Annotated in this window: 20 protein-coding genes and 1 pseudogene; 15 read left to right on the top strand and 6 right to left on the bottom strand. The window is 70.4% G+C overall.

Annotated elements, in window-relative coordinates:
• The first annotated feature begins 12 nt into the window (after positions 1 to 12).
• The 6 genes from ppdK to ABEA24_RS15445 all read left to right on the top strand — a co-directional run bounded on the left by ppdK (position 13) and on the right by ABEA24_RS15445 (position 8,352).
• Entirely contained in the window at positions 13 to 2,673 is a 2,661-nt protein-coding gene (gene ppdK / locus ABEA24_RS15470) for a pyruvate, phosphate dikinase (RefSeq protein ID WP_345431516.1), read from the top strand.
• Between the two features lie 69 nt (positions 2,674 to 2,742).
• Entirely contained in the window at positions 2,743 to 3,804 is a 1,062-nt protein-coding gene (locus ABEA24_RS15465) for a YdcF family protein (protein ID WP_345431515.1), read from the top strand.
• 38 nt (positions 3,805 to 3,842) lie between these two features.
• Positions 3,843 to 4,262, top strand: coding sequence for a PPOX class F420-dependent oxidoreductase (locus ABEA24_RS15460; protein ID WP_345431514.1), 420 nt, complete (start codon positions 3,843 to 3,845; stop codon positions 4,260 to 4,262).
• Positions 4,263 to 4,554: 292 nt separating this feature from the next.
• A complete protein-coding gene (locus ABEA24_RS15455) occupies positions 4,555 to 6,174 on the top strand; it encodes a cellulose binding domain-containing protein (RefSeq protein ID WP_345431513.1) in 1,620 nt (539 codons plus the stop codon).
• Between the two features lie 75 nt (positions 6,175 to 6,249).
• The gene (locus tag ABEA24_RS15450; RefSeq protein ID WP_345431512.1) at positions 6,250 to 7,824 is read left to right on the top strand and encodes a cellulose binding domain-containing protein; all 1,575 of its coding nucleotides are present in this window, start codon (positions 6,250 to 6,252) and stop codon (positions 7,822 to 7,824) included.
• Between the two features lie 306 nt (positions 7,825 to 8,130).
• A complete protein-coding gene (locus tag ABEA24_RS15445) occupies positions 8,131 to 8,352 on the top strand; it encodes a hypothetical protein (protein ID WP_345431511.1) in 222 nt (73 codons plus the stop codon).
• 139 nt (positions 8,353 to 8,491) lie between these two features.
• On the opposite strand, the gene ABEA24_RS15440 is transcribed toward ABEA24_RS15445, so the two are convergent.
• Positions 8,492 to 9,064 carry a TetR/AcrR family transcriptional regulator gene (locus ABEA24_RS15440; RefSeq protein ID WP_345431510.1) on the bottom strand — a complete coding sequence of 191 codons (573 nt, stop codon included), beginning with the start codon at positions 9,062 to 9,064 and terminating at the stop codon, positions 8,492 to 8,494.
• Between the two features lie 90 nt (positions 9,065 to 9,154).
• Here ABEA24_RS15440 and ABEA24_RS15435 point away from each other — a divergent pair, with 90 nt between their 5' ends.
• Both ABEA24_RS15435 and ABEA24_RS15430 read left to right on the top strand, forming a co-directional pair.
• Positions 9,155 to 9,526 carry a DUF4267 domain-containing protein gene (locus tag ABEA24_RS15435; RefSeq protein WP_345431509.1) on the top strand — a complete coding sequence of 124 codons (372 nt, stop codon included), beginning with the start codon at positions 9,155 to 9,157 and terminating at the stop codon, positions 9,524 to 9,526.
• A 35-nt stretch (positions 9,527 to 9,561) separates the two neighbouring features.
• On the top strand, positions 9,562 to 10,056 hold the full coding sequence (locus ABEA24_RS15430; RefSeq protein ID WP_345431508.1) for a cupin domain-containing protein: 495 nt from the start codon (positions 9,562 to 9,564) through the stop codon (positions 10,054 to 10,056).
• Between the two features lie 38 nt (positions 10,057 to 10,094).
• Here the strand turns inward: ABEA24_RS15430 and ABEA24_RS15425 are convergent, their stop codons facing one another.
• Both ABEA24_RS15425 and ABEA24_RS15420 read right to left on the bottom strand, forming a co-directional pair.
• Positions 10,095 to 11,615 carry a M48 family metallopeptidase gene (locus tag ABEA24_RS15425; RefSeq protein WP_345431507.1) on the bottom strand — a complete coding sequence of 507 codons (1,521 nt, stop codon included), beginning with the start codon at positions 11,613 to 11,615 and terminating at the stop codon, positions 10,095 to 10,097.
• 74 nt (positions 11,616 to 11,689) lie between these two features.
• Positions 11,690 to 12,193 carry an NUDIX hydrolase gene (locus ABEA24_RS15420; RefSeq protein ID WP_345431506.1) on the bottom strand — a complete coding sequence of 168 codons (504 nt, stop codon included), beginning with the start codon at positions 12,191 to 12,193 and terminating at the stop codon, positions 11,690 to 11,692.
• 161 nt (positions 12,194 to 12,354) lie between these two features.
• Between ABEA24_RS15420 and ABEA24_RS15415 the strand changes: the two genes are divergently transcribed.
• The 5 genes from ABEA24_RS15415 to ABEA24_RS15395 all read left to right on the top strand — a co-directional run bounded on the left by ABEA24_RS15415 (position 12,355) and on the right by ABEA24_RS15395 (position 18,642).
• Entirely contained in the window at positions 12,355 to 13,611 is a 1,257-nt protein-coding gene (locus ABEA24_RS15415) for a deoxyguanosinetriphosphate triphosphohydrolase (RefSeq protein ID WP_345431504.1), read from the top strand.
• A gap of 487 nt (positions 13,612 to 14,098) precedes the next feature.
• Positions 14,099 to 15,337: an NAD(P)/FAD-dependent oxidoreductase gene (locus tag ABEA24_RS15410; RefSeq protein ID WP_345431503.1), complete on the top strand. Its 1,239-nt coding sequence runs from the start codon at positions 14,099 to 14,101 to the stop codon at positions 15,335 to 15,337.
• A gap of 22 nt (positions 15,338 to 15,359) precedes the next feature.
• On the top strand, positions 15,360 to 16,223 hold the full coding sequence (sigJ, locus tag ABEA24_RS15405) for an RNA polymerase sigma factor SigJ (protein WP_345431502.1): 864 nt from the start codon (positions 15,360 to 15,362) through the stop codon (positions 16,221 to 16,223).
• Between the two features lie 81 nt (positions 16,224 to 16,304).
• Positions 16,305 to 16,751, top strand: a complete 447-nt coding sequence (locus tag ABEA24_RS15400) for a carboxymuconolactone decarboxylase family protein (RefSeq protein ID WP_345431501.1) — start codon at positions 16,305 to 16,307, stop codon at positions 16,749 to 16,751.
• 208 nt (positions 16,752 to 16,959) lie between these two features.
• Positions 16,960 to 18,642, top strand: a complete 1,683-nt coding sequence (locus ABEA24_RS15395) for an L-lactate permease (RefSeq protein WP_345431500.1) — start codon at positions 16,960 to 16,962, stop codon at positions 18,640 to 18,642.
• Here the strand turns inward: ABEA24_RS15395 and ABEA24_RS15390 are convergent.
• Positions 18,639 to 19,916: an ABC transporter ATP-binding protein gene (locus tag ABEA24_RS15390; protein ID WP_345431499.1), complete on the bottom strand. Its 1,278-nt coding sequence runs from the start codon at positions 19,914 to 19,916 to the stop codon at positions 18,639 to 18,641. The two genes, ABEA24_RS15395 and ABEA24_RS15390, sit on opposite strands and share 4 nt — an antisense overlap.
• Positions 19,917 to 20,204: 288 nt before the next feature.
• Between ABEA24_RS15390 and dnaG the strand changes: the two genes are divergently transcribed.
• Positions 20,205 to 22,082, top strand: coding sequence for a DNA primase (gene dnaG, locus ABEA24_RS15385; RefSeq protein WP_345431498.1), 1,878 nt, complete (start codon positions 20,205 to 20,207; stop codon positions 22,080 to 22,082).
• Between the two features lie 71 nt (positions 22,083 to 22,153).
• Positions 22,154 to 23,296, top strand: a complete 1,143-nt coding sequence (gene rpoD, locus ABEA24_RS15380; protein ID WP_345432179.1) for an RNA polymerase sigma factor RpoD — start codon at positions 22,154 to 22,156, stop codon at positions 23,294 to 23,296.
• 127 nt (positions 23,297 to 23,423) lie between these two features.
• Here rpoD and ABEA24_RS15375 read toward each other — a convergent pair.
• A pseudogene (locus tag ABEA24_RS15375) lies at positions 23,424 to 23,771 on the bottom strand (RNA-guided endonuclease InsQ/TnpB family protein); the annotation flags it as partial.
• Positions 23,764 to 23,850: a helix-turn-helix domain-containing protein gene (locus tag ABEA24_RS53540; RefSeq protein ID WP_425551201.1), complete on the bottom strand. Its 87-nt coding sequence runs from the start codon at positions 23,848 to 23,850 to the stop codon at positions 23,764 to 23,766. The gene ABEA24_RS53540 and the pseudogene ABEA24_RS15375, both read right to left, overlap by 8 nt.
• Positions 23,851 to 24,080 lie beyond the last annotated feature (230 nt).

Raw genomic sequence — 24,080 nt, 5'->3', positions numbered from 1 at the left:
AAAGAGCGTCCCATGCCGAAGTACGTGTTCGACTTCACCGAGGGCAACAAGGACCTGAAAGACCTGCTGGGGGGCAAGGGCGCGAACCTGGCCGAGATGACCAATCTCGGCCTTCCCGTCCCGCCGGGGTTCACGATCACCACTGAGGCGTGCCGGCACTACCTCGAGCACGGAGCCGTTCCGGACGGGCTGGACGACGCGATCGACCGCTACCTCGCGGCGCTCGAACAGAAGATGGGCAAGCGCCTGGGCCAGGCCGACGACCCGCTGCTCGTGAGCGTACGGTCCGGCGCGAAGTTCTCCATGCCGGGGATGATGGAGACCGTCCTCAACGTCGGTCTCAACGACGAGTCCGTGCACGGTCTGGCCGAGCGGGCCGGCGACGAGCGCTTCGCCTGGGACTCCTACCGGCGGCTCATCCAGATGTTCGGCAAGACCGTGCTCGGCATCGACGGCGAGCACTTCGAGGATGCACTTGAGGACGCCAAGCGCGCCAAGGGCGTCGGCAACGACCTCGACCTGGACGCCGCCGACTTCAAGGGCCTCGTGCAGACGTTCAAGGGCATCGTCCGCGAGCAGGTCGGCCGCGACTTCCCGACCGACCCGCGCGAGCAGATGGACCTGGCGGTCAAGGCGGTGTTCGAGTCCTGGAACGCCCCCCGCGCCATCCTGTACCGCCGCCAGGAGCGCATCCCCGCCGACCTGGGCACCGCGGTCAACATCGTCGCCATGGTCTTCGGCAACCTGGGCATGGACTCCGGCACCGGCGTCGCCTTCACCCGCGACCCCGCGAGCGGCCAGCAGGGCATCTACGGCGACTACCTCCAGAACGCCCAGGGCGAGGACGTCGTCGCCGGCATCCGCAACACCGTGCCGCTGGCGGAGCTGGAGCGCATCGACAAGCGCTCCTACGACGAGCTCCTGCAGATCATGGAGACGCTGGAGAACCACTACCGCGACCTGTGCGACATCGAGTTCACCATCGAGCGCGGCAAGCTGTGGATGCTGCAGACCCGCGTCGGCAAGCGCACCGCCGCGGCGGCGTTCCGCATCGCGTGCCAGCTCGTCGAGCAGGGCCTCATCGACGAGGACGAGGCGGTCAGCCGGGTCACCGGCGAGCAGCTCGTGCAGCTGATGTTCCCCCGGTTCGCCGACGACGCGAAGGCCGAGAAGATCGCCCAGGGCATGAACGCCTCGCCCGGCGCGGCGGTCGGCAAGGCCGTCTTCTCCTCCGCCCGCGCCGTCGAACTCGCCGCGCAGGGCGAGGACGTCATCCTCATCCGCCGCGAGACCAACCCCGACGACCTCGACGGCATGATCGCCTCGCGCGGCATCCTGACCTCCCGGGGCGGGAAGACCTCGCACGCCGCCGTCGTCGCCCGGGGCATGGGCAAGACCTGCGTCTGCGGGGCGGAGGAGCTCGAGGTCGACGTACGGGCCGGGAAGGTGATCGGGCCCGCCGGCGTGACGATCTCCGAGGGCGACGTCATCTCGATCGACGGATCCTCCGGCGCGGTCTACCTCGGCGAGGTCCCCGTCGTCGACTCCCCGGTCGTGCAGTACTTCGAGGGGACGCTCTCCCTGGAGGACGGCGACGAACTGGTCGCGGCCGTCCACCGGCTCATGACCCACGCCGACGCGCGCCGCCGCCTCGACGTACGGGCCAACGCCGACACCGCGGCCGACGCCGCACGGGCCGGGAGGTTCGGCGCCAAGGGGATCGGCCTGTGCCGTACCGAGCACATGTTCCTCGGCGACCGGCGGCGGCTCGTCGAGGACCTCATCCTCGCCGAGGGCGAAGAGGACCGGCAGGCCGCCCTCGACGCGCTCAAGCCGCTGCAGAAGCAGGACTTCGCCGAGATCTTCGAGGCCATGGACGGGCAGCCGGTGACGATCCGGCTGATCGACCCGCCGCTGCACGAGTTCCTGCCCGACCTGACCGAGCTGTCGGTCAAGGTGGCCACCGGCGACGCCTCCGACGACGAGCGCCGTCTCCTCGACGCCGTACGCCGGCTCCACGAGGAGAACCCGATGCTCGGCCTGCGCGGCGTACGCCTCGGCGTCGTCATCCCCGGCCTGTTCGCGATGCAGGTGAGCGCGATCGCCGAGGCGGCCGCGGAGCAGAAGGCCGCCGGCCGCGACCCGCGTCCCGAGATCATGATCCCGCTGGTCGTCGCCGTCCAGGAGCTCGAGCTCATCCGCGACCAGGCCGAGGAGGTGCTGCGCGAGGTCGGTGTCGAGGCGCCGATCGGCACCATGATCGAGCTGCCGCGCGCCGCGCTCACGGCCGGGCAGATCGCCGAGGCGGCGGAGTTCTTCTCCTTCGGCACCAACGACCTCACCCAGACGACGTGGGGATTCTCACGCGACGACGTCGAGGCGGCGTTCTTCAGCCGCTACCTGGAACTGGGCATCTTCGGTGTCTCGCCGTTCGAGACCCTCGACGTCGACGGCGTCGGGCGCCTCGTCCGCGTCGCGGCGGAGAAGGGCCGCAAGACCCGCCCGGACCTCAAGCTCGGCATCTGCGGCGAGCACGGCGGCGACCCGGACTCGGTGCACTTCTTCCACGAGGTCGGCCTGGACTACGTGTCCTGCTCGCCCTTCCGCGTCCCGGTGGCCCGGCTGGAGGCCGGCCGGGCCGCTATAGAGTCGGCGGAAAGCGACAGCCGCTAGGGGGGCGTCCGGTGGATCCACCGGAAACCTCCTAGAACCACCGACCCGTCCGACGGCGTCTAACGGGTCGTGCGAGACGGAGGAGCGATCACCGAGCGGTCTGACGGCGTCGAGCCCACGGTCGAGCTCGGCCGGGACGCGTCCGGCGTCCCGGCCGAGTCGCCGCGCACCCGCAGCGACCTGCCGAAGTGGCGGCCGGACCCCACGCGTCAGGACCTGCCCGGCCGCCCGCGCGCGGGCGGCCCCCAGGATGCGTCGGACGACGAGACGAGTGTCCTCGGGCGCCCCTCGGGTGGTACCGCCGCCGACGACGAGCCGTCCGAGACGAGCGTCTTCGAACGCCCCTCGGGCGGCCGTACGGCCGACCAGGAGCCGTACGAGACGAGTGTCCTCTCCGGTGGCGCGGCCGGCGAGGAGCCGTCCGAGACGAGCGTCCTCCAGCGACCCTCGCGCGGCCGTACGGGGCGCGCCGAGCCGTCCGGCGACGGTTCGGGCGGCGGGGGAGAACCGCCGCGGCGTCGCTCGCGCTGGCGGTGGGTGCGCCGGACCGTCTATCTGCTCCTGGTACTGATCATCGGGACGCCGCTGTTCGCCGGATTCCGCGTCTGGTGGGTCGCGCGGCAGGACGACCACCGGCACTCCGACGCGATCATCGTGCTGGGGGCGGCGCAGTACAACGGCGTGCCCTCGCCCGTCCTGGAGTGGCGGCTGCTGCACGTGCTCAAGCTGTACCGCGAGGGCGTCGCGCCGCACATCGTGACCGTCGGCGGCAAGCAGCCCGGCGACAACTACACCGAGGCCGGCACCGGCAAGGCGTGGCTCGCCAAGCACGGCGTGCCGAGCAACCGGATCGTGGCCGTGCGCAGCGGCAGCGACACCCTGCAGAGCATGATCGACGTGGGGAAGGAGTACAAGCGGCAGGGCTGGCACACCGCCGTCATCGTCACCGACCCCTGGCACGCGCTCCGCAGCCGGACGATGGCCGACGACAACGGGATCAAGGCGGTCACCTCCCCGACCCGCAGCGGACCGACCGTCGGCAGCCGCGACACCCAGTTCAACTACATCGTCCGCGAGACCGGCGGTTACCTGTACTACGTCTTCATCGGGCGCTGGCGCGGCGACTCCTGATTGACCTCAAGCCTGCTCGAGGTTCTAGCGTCGGGGGCATGGTCTTCACCGACAGGGAACGCGCATATCTGACCGGACAGGGGCTCGGCCGCCTGGCGACCGTCGCCCCTGACGGCACCGTCCAGGTACGGCCGGTCGGCTTCCGGCTGAACGACGACGACACGATCGACATCGGCGGCCCGAAGCTGAGCGCCAGCCAGAAGTACCGCAACGCGCGGTCCAACCCCGTGGTCGCGTTCGTGGTCGACGACATGACGCCCGACGAGCCGGGGGCGGTCAAACCCGGCTGGGGGCGGGGCGTCGAGATCCGGGGCCGCGCCGAGACGCTCGCCGTCGAGGAGCCTCCCCTGGCGCCGGGTTTCTTCAGCAATGAGGTCATCCGGATCCACCCACGACGGGTCAACAGCTGGCACATCGACCCGGACCACCCGGACCTGCTCGCCCGGAACATCGACTGATCACCCGAGGTGCCGCGTTTCGGACCGCTCGATCAGGCATTCCGGTCACGTCGTCGGTGCTCTGGTCTAGCCACTGACGAGCGGTCCGCCGGCACCGTTCCATAACTAAAAGGAAACTTTCTTAAGAGTATTGACGGGCGTCGTTCACATCGGGTCCACTCGGAGCGACTGCCGCTTCACGTAAGGCGCAGGCGTACGCCGCCGGGGGCTCGCCCGACGACAGCGACAGGGTTCCTACTGCCGGACGCGACCCCGCCCGCGCCTGTGCGCGGGTGCCCCGCAAGGAGGACCCGTGCGTGCTCGCCCACGTGCCCTGACCATCCTCGCCGCCTGTCTCCTCGTCCTCGGCGTCGTCAGCCGCGGACCCGCCCGAGCCGCCGGAACGCTCACCGCGACGTTCGCCAAGACGTCCGACTGGGGCAGCGGCTATCAGGGCCAGTTCACGATCAAGAACAATGGTTCGTCGGCGATCAATGGGTGGTCGGTGGCGTTCGATCTGCCCTCGGGCTCGTCGGTCGGTACGTACTGGGATGCGTTGCTGACCCAGTCCGGCTCGCATTACACGTTCAAGAACCGGGACTACAACGGTGCGATCGCGGCGGGTGCGTCGACGACGTTCGGGTTCGTGGTCTCGGGCAGTGGCACGCCGACCGGCTGCACGCTGAACGACGGCTCGTGTGACGGCGGGGGCGGCGGTTCGGACACGCAGGCGCCCAGCACTCCGTCCGGGTTGACGGTGACCGGGCACACGTCCTCGAGCGTGTCGTTGTCCTGGACGGCCTCCACGGACAACGTCGGTGTGACCGGCTATGAGGTCTATCAGGGCGCGTCTTCGGCCACGACGGTGTCGGGGACCAGCGCCACGGTCACGGGGTTGAGTGCCTCGACCTCGTACTCCTTCAAGGTGCGGGCCAAGGACGCCGCGGGCAACGCGTCGGCGTTCTCGGCGACCGTCACCGCCACCACCGACGCCGGCGGGACCACGCCGTCCGGAGGACTGCGGGCGGCCCCGTACTTCATGCCGCTCGACAACGACCCGCAGCCGATCTCCGCCATCGTCTCCGGCAGCGGCGTGAACTCGCTCGTCCTCGCGTTCGTGCTCGCCCCGAACGGCGGCGGCTGCACCCCGACCTGGGACGGCGACGCGGCGCTGACGGTGTCCTCGGACACGGCCGTGAAGGCGCAGGTGGACGCCGTACGCGCGGCCGGCGGCGATGTCGCCGTCTCCTTCGGCGGCTACAACGGCCTCGAACTCGGCGCGGCCTGCTCCGACGCCTCATCGCTGGCCCAGGCGTACCAGCAGGTGATCGACAAGTACACGCTCACCCACGTCGACTTCGACATCGAGGGCGACGACCTGGGCGACGCCGCGGGGGAGACCCGGCGTTTCCAGGCCATCAAGATCCTCAAGCAGAACGCCGCGGCGGCAGGGAAGAAGCTGGAGGTCTCCCTGACGATGCCGGTCACGACCGTCGGCCTCAGCGACCTCGACAAGGCCGAGATCCAGCGGGCCAAGGACAACGGCGCCGACATCGACATGTACGCGGTGATGGTGTTCGACTACGGAGGCCCGGCCGCGTCCATGGCCGCCGACGTCCAGAAGGTCATGGAGGCCGCCCACGCCCAGCTGGCGACGCTGCGCCCCGACCTGTCCGACGCCACCGTCTACGCCCGGACGGGCCTGATCCTGATGAACGGCCACACCGACCAGCCCAGCGAACTGTTCACGCAGGACACCTTCCGCACGCTGCTCGGCTACGCGCAGCAGCACCATCTCGGCCGGCTGTCGTTCTGGGCGCTGAACCGCGACCGCCAGTGCACCGGCACCACGGGCTGGGTGGACGGCAAGTGCAGCGGCGTCACCCAGCAGCCGTACGACTTCGCCAAGATCATCGGCCAGTTCACCGGTTGAGCGCCGGCTCCCGGTCGTTGTCACCCCGCCGACGCGGCCGGGAGCCGGACCATCCCACGAGAGAGGTTCCCCGCCTTGAAGAGATCTCAGATCGCGTCCCTGATCTTCGGGATGCTGCTACTGCCCTTGGCCGTCCTGCTGACGGCCGTGCCGGCGTACGCGGCGGCGAACACCGCGACGTTCGCCAAGACGTCGGATTGGGGGAGCGGCTATCAGGCACAGTTCACGATCACGAACAATGGCTCGTCGGCGCTGAACGGGTGGTCGGTGGCGTTCGATCTGCCCTCGGGGTCGTCGGTGGGCACGTACTGGGACGCGTTGCTGACCCAGTCGGGGTCGCATTACACGTTCACGAACCGGGATTACAACGGCTCGATCGCGGCAGGTGCCTCGACGACGTTCGGGTTCGTGGCCTCGGGCAGCGGCACGCCGACCGGCTGCACGCTCAACGGCGCGGCCTGTGGCGGCGGGGGCGGAGGCGGTGGCTCCGATACACAGGCGCCCACCACGCCCACCGGACTGACGGTGACCGGCCACACGTCGTCGAGCGTGTCGCTGTCCTGGACGGCCTCGACCGACAACGTCGGCGTCACGGGCTATGACGTCTACCAGGGCTCTTCTCTCGCCACGACGGTGTCCGGGACCAGCGCCACCGTCACCGGGTTGAGCGCCTCGACCTCGTACTCCTTCACGGTGCGGGCCAAGGACGCCGCCGGGAACCTCTCGGCCTCCAGCGCCTCGGTCAGCGCCACCACCGACAGCGGCGGCGGGGGCGGTGGCGGCGCCGGCGTGTTCTCGCCGTACGTCGACATCACGATGGCCACCCCGACGTTGAAGGACGTGGCCACGGCGACCGGCCAGAAGCACTTCACCCTGGCGTTCGCGCTCGCGGACAGCACCGGCTGCAACCCGTCCTGGGGCGGCACGATCGCCCTCAACGACTCCCGCGTCATCGGCGAGGTCAACGACCTCAAGAGCGTCGGAGGCGACGTCACCGTGGCCACCGGCGGCGCCAACGGGCCGTACCTGGAGAACACCTGCGGCAGTTCCGCCGCGCTGCTCGCCGCGTACAAGAAGGCCCTCGACGCCGTCGGCAGCAACCACATCGACGTGGACGTCGAGGCGTCGATCCCGGTCGCGCAGGTCAACACCGCGCTCAAGCAACTGCAGAGCGAACGCGGGACCACCGTCACGTACACCCTGCGGGTGCAGGCCCAGGACTACGGCGTCGACCCGTTCTCGGTGCAGATCCTGCAGGACGCCGCCTCCCGTGGCCTCAACGTCACCGTCAACCCGATGCTCATGGACTTCGGGTACTCCGGGTCGTGGGGCGACGCCCTGATCTCGGCGGCGAACGCGACGCTCGGCCAGATGAAGCAGATCTGGACCGGCAAGAGCGACGCCGACCTCAAGCGGATGCTCGGCCTGACCCCGATGATCGGTAAGAACGACACCGGCCCGACCACCACCCAGGCGATCGCCCGCCAGGTGCTGAGCTACGCCCAGACCAACCACGTCGGGTACATCGGCTTCTGGTCCGTCGGCCGCGACAACGGCGGCTGCCCGAACGGCTCGGTCTCGCCGACGTGCAGCGGCATCAGCCAGAGCACGTACGAGTTCACCAACATCTTCAAGGGATTCACAGGCTGACGCGGAGGCCACCGAGGAGGGAGAGCCCCACGGCCGTTCCCGCCCCGCCGCCCAGGGCGGGAACGGCCGCCGGGGAGTCAACTCCGGGTCAGGAAGCGGCCGGAATCCGGGCAGCCGAATCCCTTGCGGACAGGGCTTCCCGCAGGCATTGTGTATCCGTCGCGTCAAGATCATTTTGGTCAGACCGGCCTTGCTCGCCTACCTCTGGGGCGATCTTCGAGCGCGCCACAGTGGGTCGGGTGATCACTGCCGGACGGAGTGATCGGTGACCCGATTCCCGAGATCCCCGACAGGAGGGAGAGGCAAATGCGCCTGCGTACGGCAGCCGTGAGCGCCGGGCTCGCCATCGTGGCGGTCGCCGGTCTGAGCGCACCTGCTCAGGCGGCTGACTGGAAGGCCGTCGCGCGTTACAACTCGCAATCCCAGTGCATTGATGCCGGCCAGCAGTATCACCGCGAGGGCTGGGCTTACATGTGCACGCACGACGGCGGCGCCCCGCCGTACATTCTCTGGATCAAGCCCATCTGACGGTGTTCGTGAGCCCCGGGTGTGGTCGGGCGGCCCGACCGCACCCGGGCGCGTCAGAACGATTCTCTGAGGTATCGAGGTCCGTGATGCGGATCTGCGACCTTTGGCAGAATTGCTCCGTTGCCCGCTCTTAAGAGGCTCAGCCCGAGAAGCGGCCGATGAGGATGGCCAGGCGCTTGTCGTGATCCTCGCGGCGGAGGCGGCCGCTGCGCATCAGCGTCATGAGCCCGTGCAGCCCGCTCCAGAACGTCTCGGCCAGCGCCGGGAGATCGTCGTCACCCGCCAGCGGCCGGACCACCTCCAGTAGCTCGCCGAACGCCGCCTTCAGGGCGGGCGGCGCCTCGGGGGTGGCGAACGGCAGGTCGACGGCGTGCGTGAACATCGCGTCGTACAGTGCGGGCCGCCGCTCGGCGAAGGCCGCGTACGCCGCGCCGACGGCCGCCAGAGCCTGCCGCGGATCGGGCGCCGCCGTACGGGCCGCGCGCAGCTCGGCGGCCATGTCGGCGAAGCCCTCGACCACGACGGCGGCCATGATGGCGTCCTTGCCCTTGAAGTGGCTGTAGAGGACCGGCTGGCTGTACTCGATCTCGGCGGCCAGCCGGCGAGTGGTCACCGCGTCCCAGCCCTCGGACTCGGCCAGTTCCCGGGCCGTCGTGACGATCAACCGTTCCCGCTCTGCCCGCTCGCGCTCCCGGCGCGTCTGGATCGACATGACCCGAATTCTAGCACCGCTAGCCAAGCTGCCAACGCTCTGCTAGTGTCGATCTCGTTCCTAGCGCTGCTAGCAAAAACGGAGATCCTCATGCTCACCCCCATCGCCTACGGACTCGCCATCGTTCTCGTCGCCCTCATCACCTTCATCGGCCTGCGGTTCCTGGTGGTCCCCCGGCCCGCTGCCGCCGGCTACGGCGTGCCGGCCAAGGAGGACGGCGACCCCGCGTACCTGACCATCAAGGGGGTGCGCGACTTCACCTACGGCGCCATCGGCGCGGCCCTGCTCGCCTTCTCGAACGCGCACGCCGTCGGCTGGTACATGCTCGCGGTGGCGATCGCTCCCCTGGGCGACACCCTCATCGTCCTGCGCCACGGCGGAACCAAGGCCGCGGCGTTCGGCATCCACTTCGCCACCGCCGTGACCGTGCTCATCAGCGCCGCCCTGCTGTTCGCCGTGTGAGACCTTCCAACCCGCCCCGAAGAGGAGAAAGCCCCATGTCCCTGATCACGCCCGACTTCAATGAGGCCGTCGTCGTCCGCTCCGCCGAGGCCGAGGTGATCGGCCAGGCCCCCACCACCATCCGGCTGCTGGCCGACAGCAGCTCCACCGGCGGCGCGCTGTCGACCCAGCGGGTCACCCTGGCGAACGGCGCGGACGGCGCCAAGCCGCACCGGCACGGAAAGTCCGCGGAGCTGTTCTACATGCTCGACGGCACCGCTCAGCTCCTGTCGGGCGACCAGGTCGTCACCGCCGAACGCGGGGACCTGGTGGTCGTGCCGCCGGACGCCCCGCACGCCTTCGCCGCGGCGCCGGGGGAGGACGCCGACATCCTCATCGTCATCACGCCCGGCGTCGAGCGGTTCGAGTACTTCCGCCACCTGGAGCGCATCGCCTACGGGAAGGTGCCGCCCCAGAGCCTCCTGGAGGTCCAGGAGCTCTACGACACCTACTTCCTCTCCAGCCCGGTGTGGAACGACGTCCGGTCATGAGCGGCGAGGGCATCGGGGGCCCTGCCCCCGGACGCCCGTCAGGCCCCTACTCCGGCGGGTGGCGGCACCATCCCGCCGGAGACCGGCGCCGGCGCGGACGCGGGGGTGATGCCGAGGCGCATCAGGCCCTCGTAGAGAGCGTTCACCTGACCGGGATCGTCGACCGCGCGCCGTACGAGATCGGTCAGGTCGACCTCGGCGCCGTTGCCGTCGAGCAGGCGGGCGACGTCGGACCAGGAGAAGGTGTAGCGGGCGCGGCCCGCCTGGATGAGCAGGCCCTCGAAGGCGCGGGCGACGACGCGGGCCACGAGGGCGGGAGTGCCGTCGCCCTGCCAGCCCGCCATCCGCAGGCGGGTGCCGAGGTCGCCGGAGCCGCCGCCCGCGAGGATCCGCAGCACCGTGTCGACCGTCGGCTGCGGGGTGTTCGCCGCCTGGGCCGCCGCGGTGAAGACGTCCTTCATCGCCTCGGCGTTCGCCCCGGTGAACAGGCCCCGCTCGACGATCTGCGGCCACTCCAGGACGGGCAGGCGCAGCGCCTCGTCGGTGAGCATCGACGCCTGCGTGGCGACCGCGGCGCGCTGCGGGTCGGCCAGCAGCGCCAGCGCCGGGCGCGGGTCGGGACGGACGTGGGGCTCCGGCAGCACCGCGATCGCGGCGAGGCGCTCGGCCAGGCTCGGATGCGAGTCGTACGGCGAGCGCTCCTCGGGGGCGTTCACGACCTTGGCGAGCTCCTCCTGACGGCTCGGCTCCCGCAGCAGCGTGTAGAACCCGGCGAACAGGTCGGCGGGGCGCGCCTGGGCGGGCCCGATCAGCGAGCAGTACGAGGCGAGGTAGAAGTCCCAGGCCGCGGCGCTCGCGCGGACCTTCCGGAGCGCGTCGCCCATCGGCCGCCGCCCGGCGACCGCGACGGCCGATGCGTCGGCCTCCAGCTCCTGCCGCCGGGACACCGCCTGCGACACGCGCAGGTAGAGCTTGGCGTACAGCAGGAAGACCGTACGGATGATCGCGTGGTCGCGCAGCCGCTCGATCGTGCGGATCAGCGCGATACGGCCCCGATAGGTGATGCCGCCGAGGCGGGTGTGCGATCCGCCGTAGTGCCCGAGCTCGTGGCAGAGCACGGCGCGCATCTCGTCGGCGGTGAGGCTCAGCATCAGCGGGATGCCGATGTACATGTACCGCCGGCCCGGGATCAGGCCGAGCAGCCGGGTGTTCTCGCCGACCGCCGCGTTCACCTCGGGGACCAGGCGGATCTCGTCGGGCACCCGCGTGTTCACCTGGTGGGCGAGCTCGGCGACCGTCCGCCACAGCTCGGGCTCGTCGTTGGGCGACACGGCGACGCCGGGCTGCTCCTCGGCCTTGCGGCGGCCCACGACGAAGACGCCGCGCAGCATCGCCAGGACCCCCAGCGTGGCCAGCGCCGCGACCTTGAAGCCGCCCGCGTGGCCGTACTTCACCGCGTAGAAGTCGAACACGACCGTCCCGGCCGTGAAGGCGGCCACGAGAACGTAGAAGCCCGCGAGCAGCACGACGGCGACCGCGGCGCGGAACGTGGTGAGCATGGGCGCCCTCAAGACGTGCGAACAGGGACGAAAAGGACCCTAACCTAGGGATCTTCGAATCTCGTCCCCGCGTTTCAATGGTGCCAGGGGAGAAGGACCGGTTCGGGCGCGACCCGGCCGGCCATGAGGTCCCGCAGCAGGGGCACGAAGCCGAGGGGATAGACGTCCTCCGTGGTGGCGGCCAGCTCGTCCACGGTCCACCACCGGTGCCCGATGACCTGCTTCGCCTCGTACGGCTCCAGGCCGCCGGGGTCGACGTCGTGCGCGGTGACCCGGTGGAAGAAGAAATCGTCGCGGAAGGTGCCCTTCGCCCAGCTGAACTCGGCGTATCCGGAGGTCGTCGCGACGGGCCTGCCGAGATCCTCCGGGGCGACGACGAGGCCGATCTCCTCCCGCAGCTCCCGAGCCGCCGCCTCGTGAAGCGCCTCACCCGCGTCGACGCCTCCGCCGGGGGTGAGCCAGTAGTGACCACGGCGGGGCTTCCGGTGATCGTGGTAGAGGTTGAGCAGGAGGACGCGGTCGGCGTCGTCGAGCAGGATCACGCGGGCGCTGCGGCGCCGGTACGACTCATCGGGCATGGCCGCAGACTAGGGGGTGCCCGGTGGATCTTCGCCCGGCTGCGCGGCTACGAACAAGATCCACCTGGCACTCCCTTGGGGTGTTCGGTGCGTCTCTGTTCGGCTGCGCGAAACGGGCAAGATCCTCGATATACCCCCTGGACGGATACGCTCGGACTCCGATGAGCGGTTACAGCGAGCACGACAGGATGCGCTGGGCGCCCGAGCCGCCGAAGCGGCGCGGCCGCAGCCCGTTCGAGCGTGACCGCGCCCGCGTGCTGCACAGTGCCGCGCTGCGCCGGCTCGCGGCCAAGACCCAGGTCGTCGAGCCCGCAGCCGGTGATCAGCGCGGGCAGCACAGCCCGCGCACCCGGCTCACCCACTCCCTCGAGTGCGCCCAGATCGGCCGGGAGCTCGGCAAGGCCGTCGGCTGCGATCCCGACCTGGTGGAGGTCGCCTGCCTGTCGCACGACCTCGGCCACCCGCCGTTCGGCCACAACGGCGAGGCGGTCCTCGACGGGGTGGCGGCGGCGTGCGGCGGGTTCGAGGGCAACGCGCAGAGCCTGCGCCTCCTGACCCGCCTGGAGGCCAAGTCGTTCGCGCCGGACGGGCGCAGCGTCGGCCTCAACCTCACCCGCGCCGCCCTCGACGCGGCGATGAAGTACCCCTGGGCGAGGCGCGGCCCCGAAACGCCTCCCGAGCGGGCGAACGGCGTCAAGTACGGGGTGTACGACGACGACCGCGAGGTGTTCGCATGGATCCGGGAGGGCGCGCCCGACGGCCGGGCGTGCTTCGAAGCCCAGGTCATGGACTGGGCCGACGACGTCGCCTACTCCGTGCACGACCTGGAGGACGGGCTGCACGCCGGGCACATCCGGCTCGAGCGGCTCACCGACCCCGCCGAACGCCGCGCGGTCTGCGAGCTGACCGCCCGGTACTACTGCGACGCGGAGGTCGCCGAGCTGGAGGAACGCTTCGCGGCGCTGCTCGCCGAGCCGTACTGGCCCCCCGCCTATGACGGCAGCCTGCGTGCCGCCGCCGCGCTGAAGAACCTCACGAGCGAGCTGATCGGCAGGTTCTGCCGGGCCGCCGAACGGGCCACCCAGGAGGCGTACGGCACGGGTCCGCTGACCCGCTACGCGGGCGATCTGGTCGTACCGCGCGAGCAGCGGCTGGAGTGCGCGGTGCTGAAGGGAATCGCGGCGCACTACGTGATGGGCCGCGCGGACCACGGCGCGCGGCAGGCCCGGCAGCGCGAGCTCGTGGCCGAGCTGGCCGACGCGGTCGGGCGGAAGGCCCCGATGGTGCTCGACCCGGTGTTCCGCGGCTTCTACGCCGAGGCCGCCGACGATGGCGCGCGGCTGCGCGTCGTCGTCGACCAGGTCGCCTCCCTCACCGACACCTCGGCGCTGGCCTGGCACCACGAACTCCTCGGCTGACGGCACCGGACCAGCGACCTACGTCATCGTCGGAGCGAGCGTCTCTGATTGGCTAAGCGATCCTGAGTAATCCTCGGGAATCGTCCCGACTGGGTGCCGGGTATGTGGCCAATCGTCTTCGTGCCCTGGTGTCGGCAGACAGAGCCGCCGACCCGCGTGGCACGTCCCTCCGGACGCTATCGGTCCAGCGTGCACGGCTATCGGACCGAGGAGGGTGCCCCGCGTCGCCTGGGCACGGGGCGTGATGACAGAACGATACCATTGAATCACCAAGAGTGACTAATGAAAGAAGTGAGCCTCGCGAGGGACCGCAAGGCCGCGCAGACGCTGCGGGAGGAGGGCTTCACCGGGCGCGTGGTCCTCACCGACACCTCGGCGCTGGCCTGGCACCGCGAACTCCTAGGTTGACGGTCTCGCCGGGCGAGCGTCCCGGGACTGACCGTGACGGAGGATACTGGCAGACGCTGAGCCGAATATGGAGGTGGACATGCCCGTCCCGGAGACCCACGTCATCGTTGGAGCAAGCTTGGCCGGGGCCAAGGCCGCGCAGACGCTGCGGGAGGAGGGCTTCACCGGGCGCGTGGTCCTCATCGGGGAGGAGGCGCTGCGGCCGTACGAGCGGCCGCCGCTGACCAAGGGGTTCCTGACGGGCAAGGACCCCCTGGACAAGGCGTACGTCCATGAGGAGGCCTGGTACGCCGACAACGACGTCGAGCTGCGGTTCGGCGTCCGGGTGACCGGGATCGACCGCGCCGCGCGGCAGGTGCGCCTCGCCGACGGGGAGAGCGTCGGCTATTCCAAGCTCCTTCTCGCCACCGGCGCGTCCGTCCGGCGGCCCGCCGTTCCCGGCGCCGACCTCGACCACGTCCACTACGTGCGGACCGCGCCCGACTCCGAGCGGCTGCGGGCGGCGCTGGAGCCCGGGGACCGGCGCGTCGCGGTGGTCGGCGCCGGCTGGATCGGTCTGGAGGCCGCCGCAGCGGCCCGCGGGTACGGCAACGAGGTCCGGGTGATCGCGCGTGGCACGCCGCTGCAGCGCTCCCTGGGCACGGAGCTCGGGGAGGTCTTCGCGGCCCTGCACCGCCGGCACGGCGTGGAGTTCGTCCAGGGCGGCGGCGTCGCGAAGATCACGGACTCGTCCGTGGTCACCACGGCGGGCACGGAGGTGGAGGCCGACGTCGTGATCGTCGGCATCGGCGCCGTGCCGAACACCGCCCTGGCGGAGGAGGCGGGCCTGGCGGTCGACGACGGCATCGTCGTCGACGCGTCGCTGCGCACCTCCGACCCCGACATCTACGCCGCCGGCGACGTCGCCAACGCCGACAACCCTCTGCTGGGCCGGCGGATCCGCGTCGAGCACTGGGCGAACGCCCTCAACGGCGGCCCGGTGGCGGCGCGCTCGATGCTGGGACAGCCGGTCGTGTACGACCGCGTCCCGTACTTCTACACGGACCAGTACGAGCTCGGCATGGAGGCGTCCGGCGCCTGGGTCGGCGGCTACGACCAGGTCGTGTCCCGTGGGACGGACCCGGCCGCGTACGTCTCCGGCGACACGGACGACCTGGAGTTCGTCGCGTTCTGGCTGTCGGGCGGCAAGGTCGTGGGCGGCATGAACGTCAACATCTGGGACGTCACCGGGGACATCCAGGAGCTGATCCGCTCCGGCCGGCCGGTGGACGCCGCGCGGCTGGCCGACCCGGGGGTGCCCCTCGCCGATCTCCTCTGAGATCACCGGGTACGGTCGCCGTGTGACCGAGGAGGAGTGGGCGGAGCATCGGCCGGCGGTGTTCGGGGTGGCGTACCGGCTGCTCGGCACCGTGACCGACGCGGAGGACGTCGTCCAGGACGTGTGGCTGCGCGCCGCGGCCGCCGACCTGTCGCAGGTGGCGGACCGGCGCGCGTGGCTGGTCACGGTCGCGGCCCGCAGGTCGTACGACATCCTCCGGTCCGCGCGCGTGCGCCGGGAGACCTACGTCGGCCCGTGGCTGCCCGAACCGCTGCTGACCGGGCCGGACGCCGCCGAGCCGGTGCTCGTCGACGAGTCGGTGAGCACCGCGATGCTCCTCGTCATGGAGGAGCTCAAGCCGCCCGAGCGTGTCGCGTTCGTCCTCCACGACGTCTTCGAGGTGCCCTTCGACGAGGTCTCCGCCGTGCTCGGGAACACCCCGGCGGCGAGCCGGCAGCTCGCCTCCCGGGCCCGCCGCCGCGTGACCGCCGCGAAGGAGCGGCCAAGGGCGAGCCGCCCCGAGCGCGAGCGGGTGCTCACCGTGTTCCGCGCGGCCTACGAGGCGGGGGACCTGGAGCAGCTGGTCAAGCTCCTGCACCCCGACGCGGTCTACGTCACCGACGGCGGTGGCAAGGTCTCGGCGGCGCGCAAACTCATCCTCGGCGGCGAGCGGATCGCGGAGGTGCTGGACCGCGTCCGCCGACGCTGGACCCCGAACGGCGTCGTCGTGCCCTGCGAGGTCGGCGGCGAGCCCGCGCTCGCGGTCTACCACGACGGGCGCCCCTGGCTCGTCGACACCTTCGACATCGCGGCCGACGGCCGCATCCTGGCGGTCCGCCGTGTGCTCAATCCGGACAAGCTCGCGCACGTAAATCTGGCCCACTGAATTCTTTCGCCGGATCCCGTCACACCGGCGGGTGCCGTGTCGTCTCCCTGGCGACGACACGGACATCTGAGAGAAAGGCCGATGACGATGGCACGGTTGAACGTCGCCGAACTGGCGCCCCAGGCTTACAAGGCGTTCCTTCTGGCGGAGCAGGCGATCCGCAAGGGCCCGCTGGACACCACGATCCGCGAGCTCGTCAAGATCCGCGCCTCGCAGATGAACAAGTGCCTCTTCTGCATCGACATGCACACCCACGAGGCGCTCGAACTCGGCGAGAACCTGAACCGGATCATCCAGCTGCCCGCCTGGCGGGAGTCGCAGCTGTACACCGAGGCGGAGCAGGCCGCGCTGGCCTACGCCGAGGCCGCCACGGAGGGGCCGGAGGAGGTCACGGACGAGATCTGGACCGCGGTGACCGACGCGTTCAAGCCGGAGGAGGCGGCGTTCCTCGTGGCCCAGGTCGCGCAGATCAACATGTGGAACCGCATCGCGGGGACCATGCACAGCGAGCCCCCGACGCGCGACTGACACCCCGCCCCGAGAACGGCGCGTCGTCCATCGGGCGGCGCGCCGTTCCCATACATCGGACCAATCACGGCGATCAGGTCGACGATTCCGTGGCCGGAAGTGGAAGCAGTGCTCATTGCTCGGATCTCTGGCTTTCCTTGATCCGGAAGGGATGGGACGATGAGCCCCACCCTCACAGGTGCACGCCCATGCCTCCGGGAGGTGCCCGTTGTTCCACCAGGACCTCGACCCCACCGGCTCCCTCACGCTCAGCGCCCTGCTGGCCCTTCTCCCGCTCATCGCGCTGCTCGTCCTCCTCGGCGGGCTCCGCTGGAAGGCGCACTGGGCGAGCCTCGTCGCCCTCGTCCTCGCCATCGGGGTCGCGCTGTTCACCTACTCCATGCCGCTGGCCCAGACGCTCGACGCCGGGCTGTACGGCGCCGTCCTCAGCGTCCTGAACATCCTCTGGATCACGTTCAACGCCATCTGGATCTACAACCTGACCGTCAAGTCGGGGCACTTCGCGGTGCTGCGGCGGGCGTTCGCAACCGTCAGCGACGACCGCCGGGTGCAGGCCATCGTGATCGCCTTCTCGTTCGGGGCGCTGCTCGAGGCCCTGGCCGGGGGCGGCGGCCCGGTCGCGATCTGCTCCGTCATGCTCATCGCGATCGGCTTCGACCCGATCAAGGCCGCCGCGCTGGCGCTGATCGCCGACACCGCGCCGGTCGCCTTCGGCGGCCTCGGTAACCCGATCACCATCCTCGGCACCGCGACCGGCCTTAAGCCGGAGGACTTCGGCGCGATGGCGGGCCGGCAGACCGCGATCCTCGCGATCTTCGTGCCCTTCATCCTCGTGGGCGTCGCCGACGGCCGGCGAGGGCTGCGCCAGGCCTGGCCGGCCGCCCTCACCGCCGGTGTGACGTTCGGCGTCTGCCAGTTCGTGTTCTCCAATTACTGGTCGTACCGGCTCTGCGACATCTTCGCCGCGCTGGTCTCGGCGGGCGCGATCATCCTGCTGGGCCGGGTGTGGCGGCCGGGCGAGAGCGAGACGCCGGTCGCCGCGCCGGTCATCGCGGGCGGCTCGGTCGACGACCCGGCGTTCGAGCGCCGCGTCGGTCCGCCGGACGGCGATTCAAAGGCCGACGTCGTCCGGGCGTTCGCCCCGTACGCCATCGTCATCGCGCTGTTCTCACTCGCGCAGATCGACGCCGTCAAGAATCGGCTGGCCGTCATCCCGGGCAAGCCGGTCGGCACCGTCCTCGGCGTGCCGGTCGGGCACGTCTTCAAGTGGCCGGGGCTGCAGCACATCACCGGCCCGACGGGCAAGCCGGTGGCCGCCACGTACGTGCTGAACTGGATGGGCGCGACCGGCACCCTGCTGTTCGTCTCCGGGCTGCTGACGCTCGCCGCCCTGCGGATCAGCCCGCTCACGGGCCTGAAGGCGTACGCCGAGACGATCCGTCAGTTCGGCTGGGCGATCTTCACGATCCTGTGCGTCTTCGCGCTGTCGTACGTCATGAACCTGTCCGGGCAGATCTCCACGCTCGGCGTCTGGCTGGCCAAGGCCGGCGGGTTCTTCGCGTTCCTGTCGCCCGTCGTCGGCTGGTTCGGTGTGACGATCACCGGTACCGACGCGGGCTCCAACGCGCTGTTCGGCAACCTGCAGGTGACGGCGGCACATCAGTTGAACGTGTCACCGGTGCTCTTCGGCGCGGCGAACACCTCCGGCGGCGTCATGGCCAAGATGATCTCCCCGCAGAACCTCGCGGTCGGTACCGCCGCCGTCGGAATCGTCGGCGCGGAGGGCACGCTGTTCCGGCGGGTGTTCGGCTGGAGCGCGCTGCTGCTCCTGCTGATGTGCGTACTCGTGTGGCTGCAGTCCACGCCGGTGCTCGGCTGGATGGTGCCCTAACGGCGCACCGGGTCGAGGCGGCGGCCGTCGTCGCCGAACAGCAGGACGCGGTCGGTGTCGACGGCCAGCCGGACGGTGTCGCCTGCGCTGACGCCCGACCGCGACCCCAGCCGGAACACCACGTCGGACCGGCGATGGGTGCCCCCGTGCGAGATCCGCTCGGCGGGGGCCTCGTCGGCGACGAGGCCGGCGGTCCGCAGGATCCGGCGCAGCATGCCGCCATCGCCGTGCCCGTTGGCCGCCCGCCCGCCGGCGGGCGAGGGCGCCTCGTTGTTCTCGTACGGGGCCTCGGCGTCGACGTGCGGCAGGCCGGCCTCGGCGTAGGCGAGCCACTCCGAGCCGTGGAACTCCAGCGCCCGCACCCGCCCCGCCAGCAGGCCGTCCGCCGCCGGGCGCAGGGCGTCGGCGCGGATCCCCGCCGTCACGTACGTGCCGTGGCGGGACACGAGCGCGGACGACCTGGGGTCGGTCCACGGCAGGACCAGCCGGTTGTTCCCCAGGCCGAGCACGATCCCCTCTCCCTGGTCCGCCCAGACCGAGGCCCGCACGAGGTTGATCGGCGGGGCGCTGAGGAAGGCCGCCACGAACATCGTGGCCGGGTCGTCGTACACCTGCTGCGGAGTGCCGACGTCCTGCAGGACGCCCTGCCGCATGATGGCCACGCGGTCGGCGAGCGTGAGCGCCTCGGTCTGGTCGTGCGTGACGTAGAGCGTGGTCACGCCGAGGGAGCGGACCAGCGCGCTGATCTCCATGCGGAGCTCGGTGCGCAGGCCGGCGTCGAGGTTGGACAGGGGCTCGTCCATCAGGAAGATCCCGGGTTCGCGGATCAGCGCCCGGCCCATCGCGACCCGCTGCCGCTGGCCGCCGGACAGCGTCGAGGGCAGCCGGTGCAGCGTCTCCTCGATCCCGAGCGCCCGCGACAGCTCGACGATGCGCTCATGCGCGGCCGCCGAGTCGTCGCCGGAGATCTCCAGGGGGAACGCGATGTTGCGCCGGACGTCGCGATGCGGGTATAGCGCGCCGTTCTGGAAGACCATCGCGAGGTCGCGCTCGCGCGGCGCGAGGTGGTTGGCGAACCGGCCGCCCAGGTACAGGTCGCCGGCGGTGATCTCCTCCAGGCCCGCGACCATGCGCAGCAGTGTCGACTTCCCGCAGCCGGACGGGCCGAGGAGCACGAACAGCTCGCCGTCGGGAATCCGCAGGCTGACGTCCCGTACGGCGTGGAAACCGTCCGGGTAGACCTTGTTCACCGCATCGAGGACGACTTCGGTCATCGCTTCACCTCGCGTCACGGGGACGACCCGTGGCGTGCCCACCGTCGCTCGCGCGTGCTCTGCTCGCGGCCCCCGAACCACCCGATGCCGAGTGACGGCGGCATCCGCCATGGGCCGCCGAAGTTGAGTAAGTACATCGCGCCGTTCCGTGATTTGTCCAGAGTGTCGTCGCGCTTTCCGCACGCGGCCGCTCGGCGGCTCCGGCGGGGTGTCGGGCAGGCTCCAGCGGGGGCCGGCGGGGTGTCCGGTACGGGCTCCCGTGTCGGAGGTCGCGACTAGACTGCGGACGTGGCAGGCCGGATACGTGATGAAGACATCGCCCTTGTACGTGAGCGGTCGCCGATCGACGAGGTCGTGGGGGAGTACGTCCAGCTCCGCAACGCGGGCGGCGGCGCGCTCAAAGGCCTCTGTCCGTTTCATGATGAGAAATCGCCATCTTTCAACGTTTCGAACGGAATGTTCTACTGCTTCGGCTGCGGCGAGGGCGGCGACGCGATCGGCTTCGTCCAGAAGATCGAGCACCTGTCGTTCGCCGAGGCGATCGAGCGGCTCGCCGCCAAGGCCGGTGTGCAACTCCGCTACAGCGAGGGCGGCTACGTCCCGGGCCGGCAGAAGGGCGAGCGGACCCGCCTGGTGGAGGCGCACCGCGCCGCGGCGGAGTTCTTCGCCGAGCAGCTGATGACCCCGGCGGCCGAGATCGGCCGCCGGTTCCTCGCCGAGCGTGGCTTCGGACGGGAGGACGCCGAGCGGTTCGGCGTCGGCTACGCGCCGAACGAATGGGAGGCGCTCGTCCGCCACCTGCGCGGCCGGGGCTTCGCCGACAAGGAGCTCATCACCGGCGGGCTGGCCAGCCAGGGGCGGCGCGGGCCCATCGACCGGTTCCGCGGCCGGCTGATCTGGCCGATCCGCGACCTCACCGGCGACGTCATCGGGTTCGGCGCGCGCCGCCTGGAGGAGCGCGACGACGGCCCGAAGTACCTCAACACCCCCGAGACGCCGCTGTTCAAGAAGGGCTCGGTGCTGTACGGCGCCGACCTGGCGAAGAAGGACATCGCCAAGCGGCGACAGGCGGTCGTCGTCGAGGGCTACACCGACGTCATGGCCTGCCACCTGGCGGGCGTGGGCACCGCCATCGCCACCTCTGGCACCTCCTTCGGCGACGAGCACATCAAGATCCTGCGCCGGCTGCTGATGGACCAGGACGAGGCCAGCGGTGAGGTGATCTTCACCTTTGACGGGGACGCCGCGGGGCAGAAGGCCGCCCTGCGGGCGTTCGAGTCGGAGCACCGGTTCGCCGCCCAGACGTTCGTGGCGGTGCAGCCGGACGGCCTGGACCCCTGCGACCTGCGGCTGAAGCACGGCGACGCGGCAGTGCGCGACCTGGTCGCCTCGCGCGTGCCGCTGTTCCGGTTCGCGATCCAGGCGACCATCGCCAAGTACGACCTCGACACCACCGAGGGCCGGCTCGCCGCGATCGACGCCGCCGCGCCGATCATCGCGGGGATCCGGGACCGCGGGATGCGCGACCGGTACGCCATCGACCTGGACAAGTGGACCGGCTTCCTCGACGAGCAGTTCGTGCTCCGGCGGGTCCGCGAGCACGCCACCGGCCGTCCCGGCGACCCTCGGCGCGGTGACGCGCGCGCCCGGCGGCCCGAGGCGGCGCCGTCTCGGCGTCCGGCCCATGACCCGAACGACCCGGTCGTCCAGGTGGAGCGGGAGACGCTGAAGCTCGCGCTGCAGCGGCCGGCGCTGATCGGGCCGGCCTTCGACTCGATGCCCCCGGAGGCGCTGATCGTCCCGGGCCATGCCGCCGTGCGGGCGCTGATCGCGGACCTCGGCGGCGTCGCTTCGGCGGGCGGCGGGCCGGAATGGGCCGGGCGGCTGCGCGACGCCGCGCCGAATGACGAGGTCAGAGACCTGATCACCGGCCTGGCCGTGGAGCCGCTGCGGTCCACCGGAGATCCGGACGACCGATATGCCGCCGCGATGCTGTCCAGATTGCAGGAGATCCAGGTCACACGGGAGATCACCAAACTGCAGTCCAAACTCCGGCGGCTGAATCCGGTCGAGCACCAAGAGGAGTACAACCGCCTGTTCGGCGACCTTATGGCCCTTGAGCTGCAGCGAAAGGTGTTGCGGGAGCGAGCCATCAGCTCTTTGTGACCCCTGGGACTCAAAAATGGGTCCCCCGGAATCCGGGGCCCTTGCCGCACACTGTCACCGTGGGCCCTTCGGTGCTGCCAAGCGAAACGCCGCCGGTTGAACAGGTGGCGGACCTCGTCGCACGCGGCAGAGAACGTGGAATAACGGTGGACGACGTCGCCGCCGCGATCGATCGTTCCGACCTGCCGGCGGACTCGGCCGACCGGGTCGTCCGGATGCTCGCGGATCAGGGGGTGGAGGTTCTCGAGTCCCGGAGCGGGCACGAGGACTCCGCGCGAGCTGATGGGGACGACCTCGGGAGGCGGGCGCCGACAAGCGACCTGGTCCGAATCTACCTGCGCGAGATCGGACGCGTACCGCTGCTCACGGCAGAAGAAGAAGTAGAACTCGCGAAATCGATCGAGGCGGGACTGTTCGCTGAGGAGAAGCTGGCCCGCGCGGCCATCATCGCTCCCGGTGAACGCTCCGACCTCGAACTGCTCGCCCATGACGGAGTACGGGCGAAGCAACGACTGATCGAGGCCAATCTGCGCCTGGTGGTGTCCATCGCCAAGCGCTACGTCGGCCGCGGCATGCTGTTCCTAGATCTCATCCAGGAGGGCAATCTCGGGCTGATCCGTGCGGTCGAGAAATTCGACTACACCAAGGGGTACAAGTTCTCGACGTACGCGACGTGGTGGATCCGCCAGGCGATCACACGGGCGATCGCCGACCAGGCCCGGACCATCCGGATCCCGGTGCACATGGTGGAGACCATCAACAAGCTGGTGCGCGTCCAGCGCCAGCTCCACCAGGATCTCGGCAGGGAGCCGACTCCCGAGGAGATCGGGGTGGAGATGGGGCTGCCGCCCGACCGGGTGATCGAGATCCAGCGTGTCGCCCAGGAGCCGGTGTCCCTCCAGTCGCCGATCGGCGAGGAGGACTCCGACCTCGGTGACTTCATCGAGGACGCCGACGCGGTCGTCCCGATGGAGGCGGCGGCGTTCATCCTCCTCCAGGATCAGCTCGGCGGCATCCTGGGGTCGCTGTCGGACCGGGAGCAGCGGATCATCCAGCTGCGCTTCGGCCTGACCGACGGCCACCCGCGCACCCTCGAGGAGGTCGGCCGGGAGTTCGGGGTGACGCGGGAGCGTATCCGGCAGATCGAGTCGAAGACCCTGGCGAAGCTGCGGCACCCGACGCGTGCGCAGATGCTCCGGGAGTACCTGGATTGACGCGCTCCCCAGCCTGAAAGGCTGGGGAGCCAGTCCGTGTCGCGTTATGCGGCACCTCTGTGGCTTCCTGCTTCGACGGGCTTGCCACCTGGTGGGGTGGTCTTACCTGCCCTCCACCGGAGCGGCTTGCGCCGTCCCGCCCACTGGCGTGGGAGGCGTTTGGCCTCTCCGCCCGTCCGGCGGCGAGGATGTTCTTGGCTGCATTGACGTCCCGGTCGTGGACCGCCCCGCAGGGGCAGGTCCACGACCGGACGTTCAGCGGCATCGCCTCGGCAACGTTCCCGCAGGCGGAGCACAGCTTCGAGGAGGGGCACCACCGGTCGATCCGGTGTACGGTCCGCCCATACAGGCGGGCTTTGTACTCCAGCATTGCGACGAAGGATGATCAGCCGGCGTCGTGAACGCTCTTTGCCAGCCGGGTGCGCGCCAGTCCATTCACGGCCAGGTCTTCCACGTAGATCGCTTGGTTATCGCGGCGCGCACCCGAACGCCTTGGCCAGCGCGACACGCTGCCCCGGAGTCGGGTCTAGACGATAGGCATACCGTAACTGCATAGCACCGCACTATATAGCGGCCTGTAGTGGTTGGTGGCAACATTGGCTTGAACAGGTCAGGATCCGGCGATGCTCCACGTCCAGCCTGAAGGCTGGCGCAGTGCGGCGGAAGCCCGTAGCTCGGCGGGCGGCCCGCCGGGTGAGTGGTCTAAGCGCTCCCAGACAAGGTCGACGTGGTGATGTTCACACCGCGCCGGCCCCGCTGCCGCTTGACGAAATGAGGTTAGGTA

Source organism: Actinoallomurus vinaceus (genome assembly GCF_039542055.1).
Classification (GTDB): Bacteria; Actinomycetota; Actinomycetes; order Streptosporangiales; family Streptosporangiaceae; genus Actinoallomurus; species Actinoallomurus vinaceus.
This window is presented reverse-complemented; position numbering and strand designations above follow the sequence as displayed.

Bases quoted from the DNA above. Each gene is read 5' to 3' on its own strand.
- ABEA24_RS15435 (WP_345431509.1), top strand. From the start codon at position 9,155: ATGCTCACCCCCATCGCCTACGGACTCGCCATCGTTCTCGTCGCCCTC.
- ABEA24_RS53540 (WP_425551201.1), bottom strand. From the start codon at position 23,850: ATGCAGTTACGGTATGCCTATCGTCTAGACCCGACTCCGGGGCAGCGT.
- ABEA24_RS15415 (WP_345431504.1), top strand. From the start codon at position 12,355: ATGAGCGGTTACAGCGAGCACGACAGGATGCGCTGGGCGCCCGAGCCG.
- ABEA24_RS15400 (WP_345431501.1), top strand. From the start codon at position 16,305: ATGACGATGGCACGGTTGAACGTCGCCGAACTGGCGCCCCAGGCTTAC.
- ABEA24_RS15410 (WP_345431503.1), top strand. From the start codon at position 14,099: ATGCCCGTCCCGGAGACCCACGTCATCGTTGGAGCAAGCTTGGCCGGG.
- ppdK (WP_345431516.1), top strand. From the start codon at position 13: ATGCCGAAGTACGTGTTCGACTTCACCGAGGGCAACAAGGACCTGAAA.
- ABEA24_RS15425 (WP_345431507.1), bottom strand. From the start codon at position 11,615: ATGCTCACCACGTTCCGCGCCGCGGTCGCCGTCGTGCTGCTCGCGGGC.
- ABEA24_RS15445 (WP_345431511.1), top strand. From the start codon at position 8,131: ATGCGCCTGCGTACGGCAGCCGTGAGCGCCGGGCTCGCCATCGTGGCG.
- ABEA24_RS15430 (WP_345431508.1), top strand. From the start codon at position 9,562: ATGTCCCTGATCACGCCCGACTTCAATGAGGCCGTCGTCGTCCGCTCC.
- ABEA24_RS15420 (WP_345431506.1), bottom strand. From the start codon at position 12,193: ATGCCCGATGAGTCGTACCGGCGCCGCAGCGCCCGCGTGATCCTGCTC.
- ABEA24_RS15390 (WP_345431499.1), bottom strand. From the start codon at position 19,916: ATGACCGAAGTCGTCCTCGATGCGGTGAACAAGGTCTACCCGGACGGT.
- ABEA24_RS15460 (WP_345431514.1), top strand. From the start codon at position 3,843: ATGGTCTTCACCGACAGGGAACGCGCATATCTGACCGGACAGGGGCTC.
- ABEA24_RS15440 (WP_345431510.1), bottom strand. From the start codon at position 9,064: ATGTCGATCCAGACGCGCCGGGAGCGCGAGCGGGCAGAGCGGGAACGG.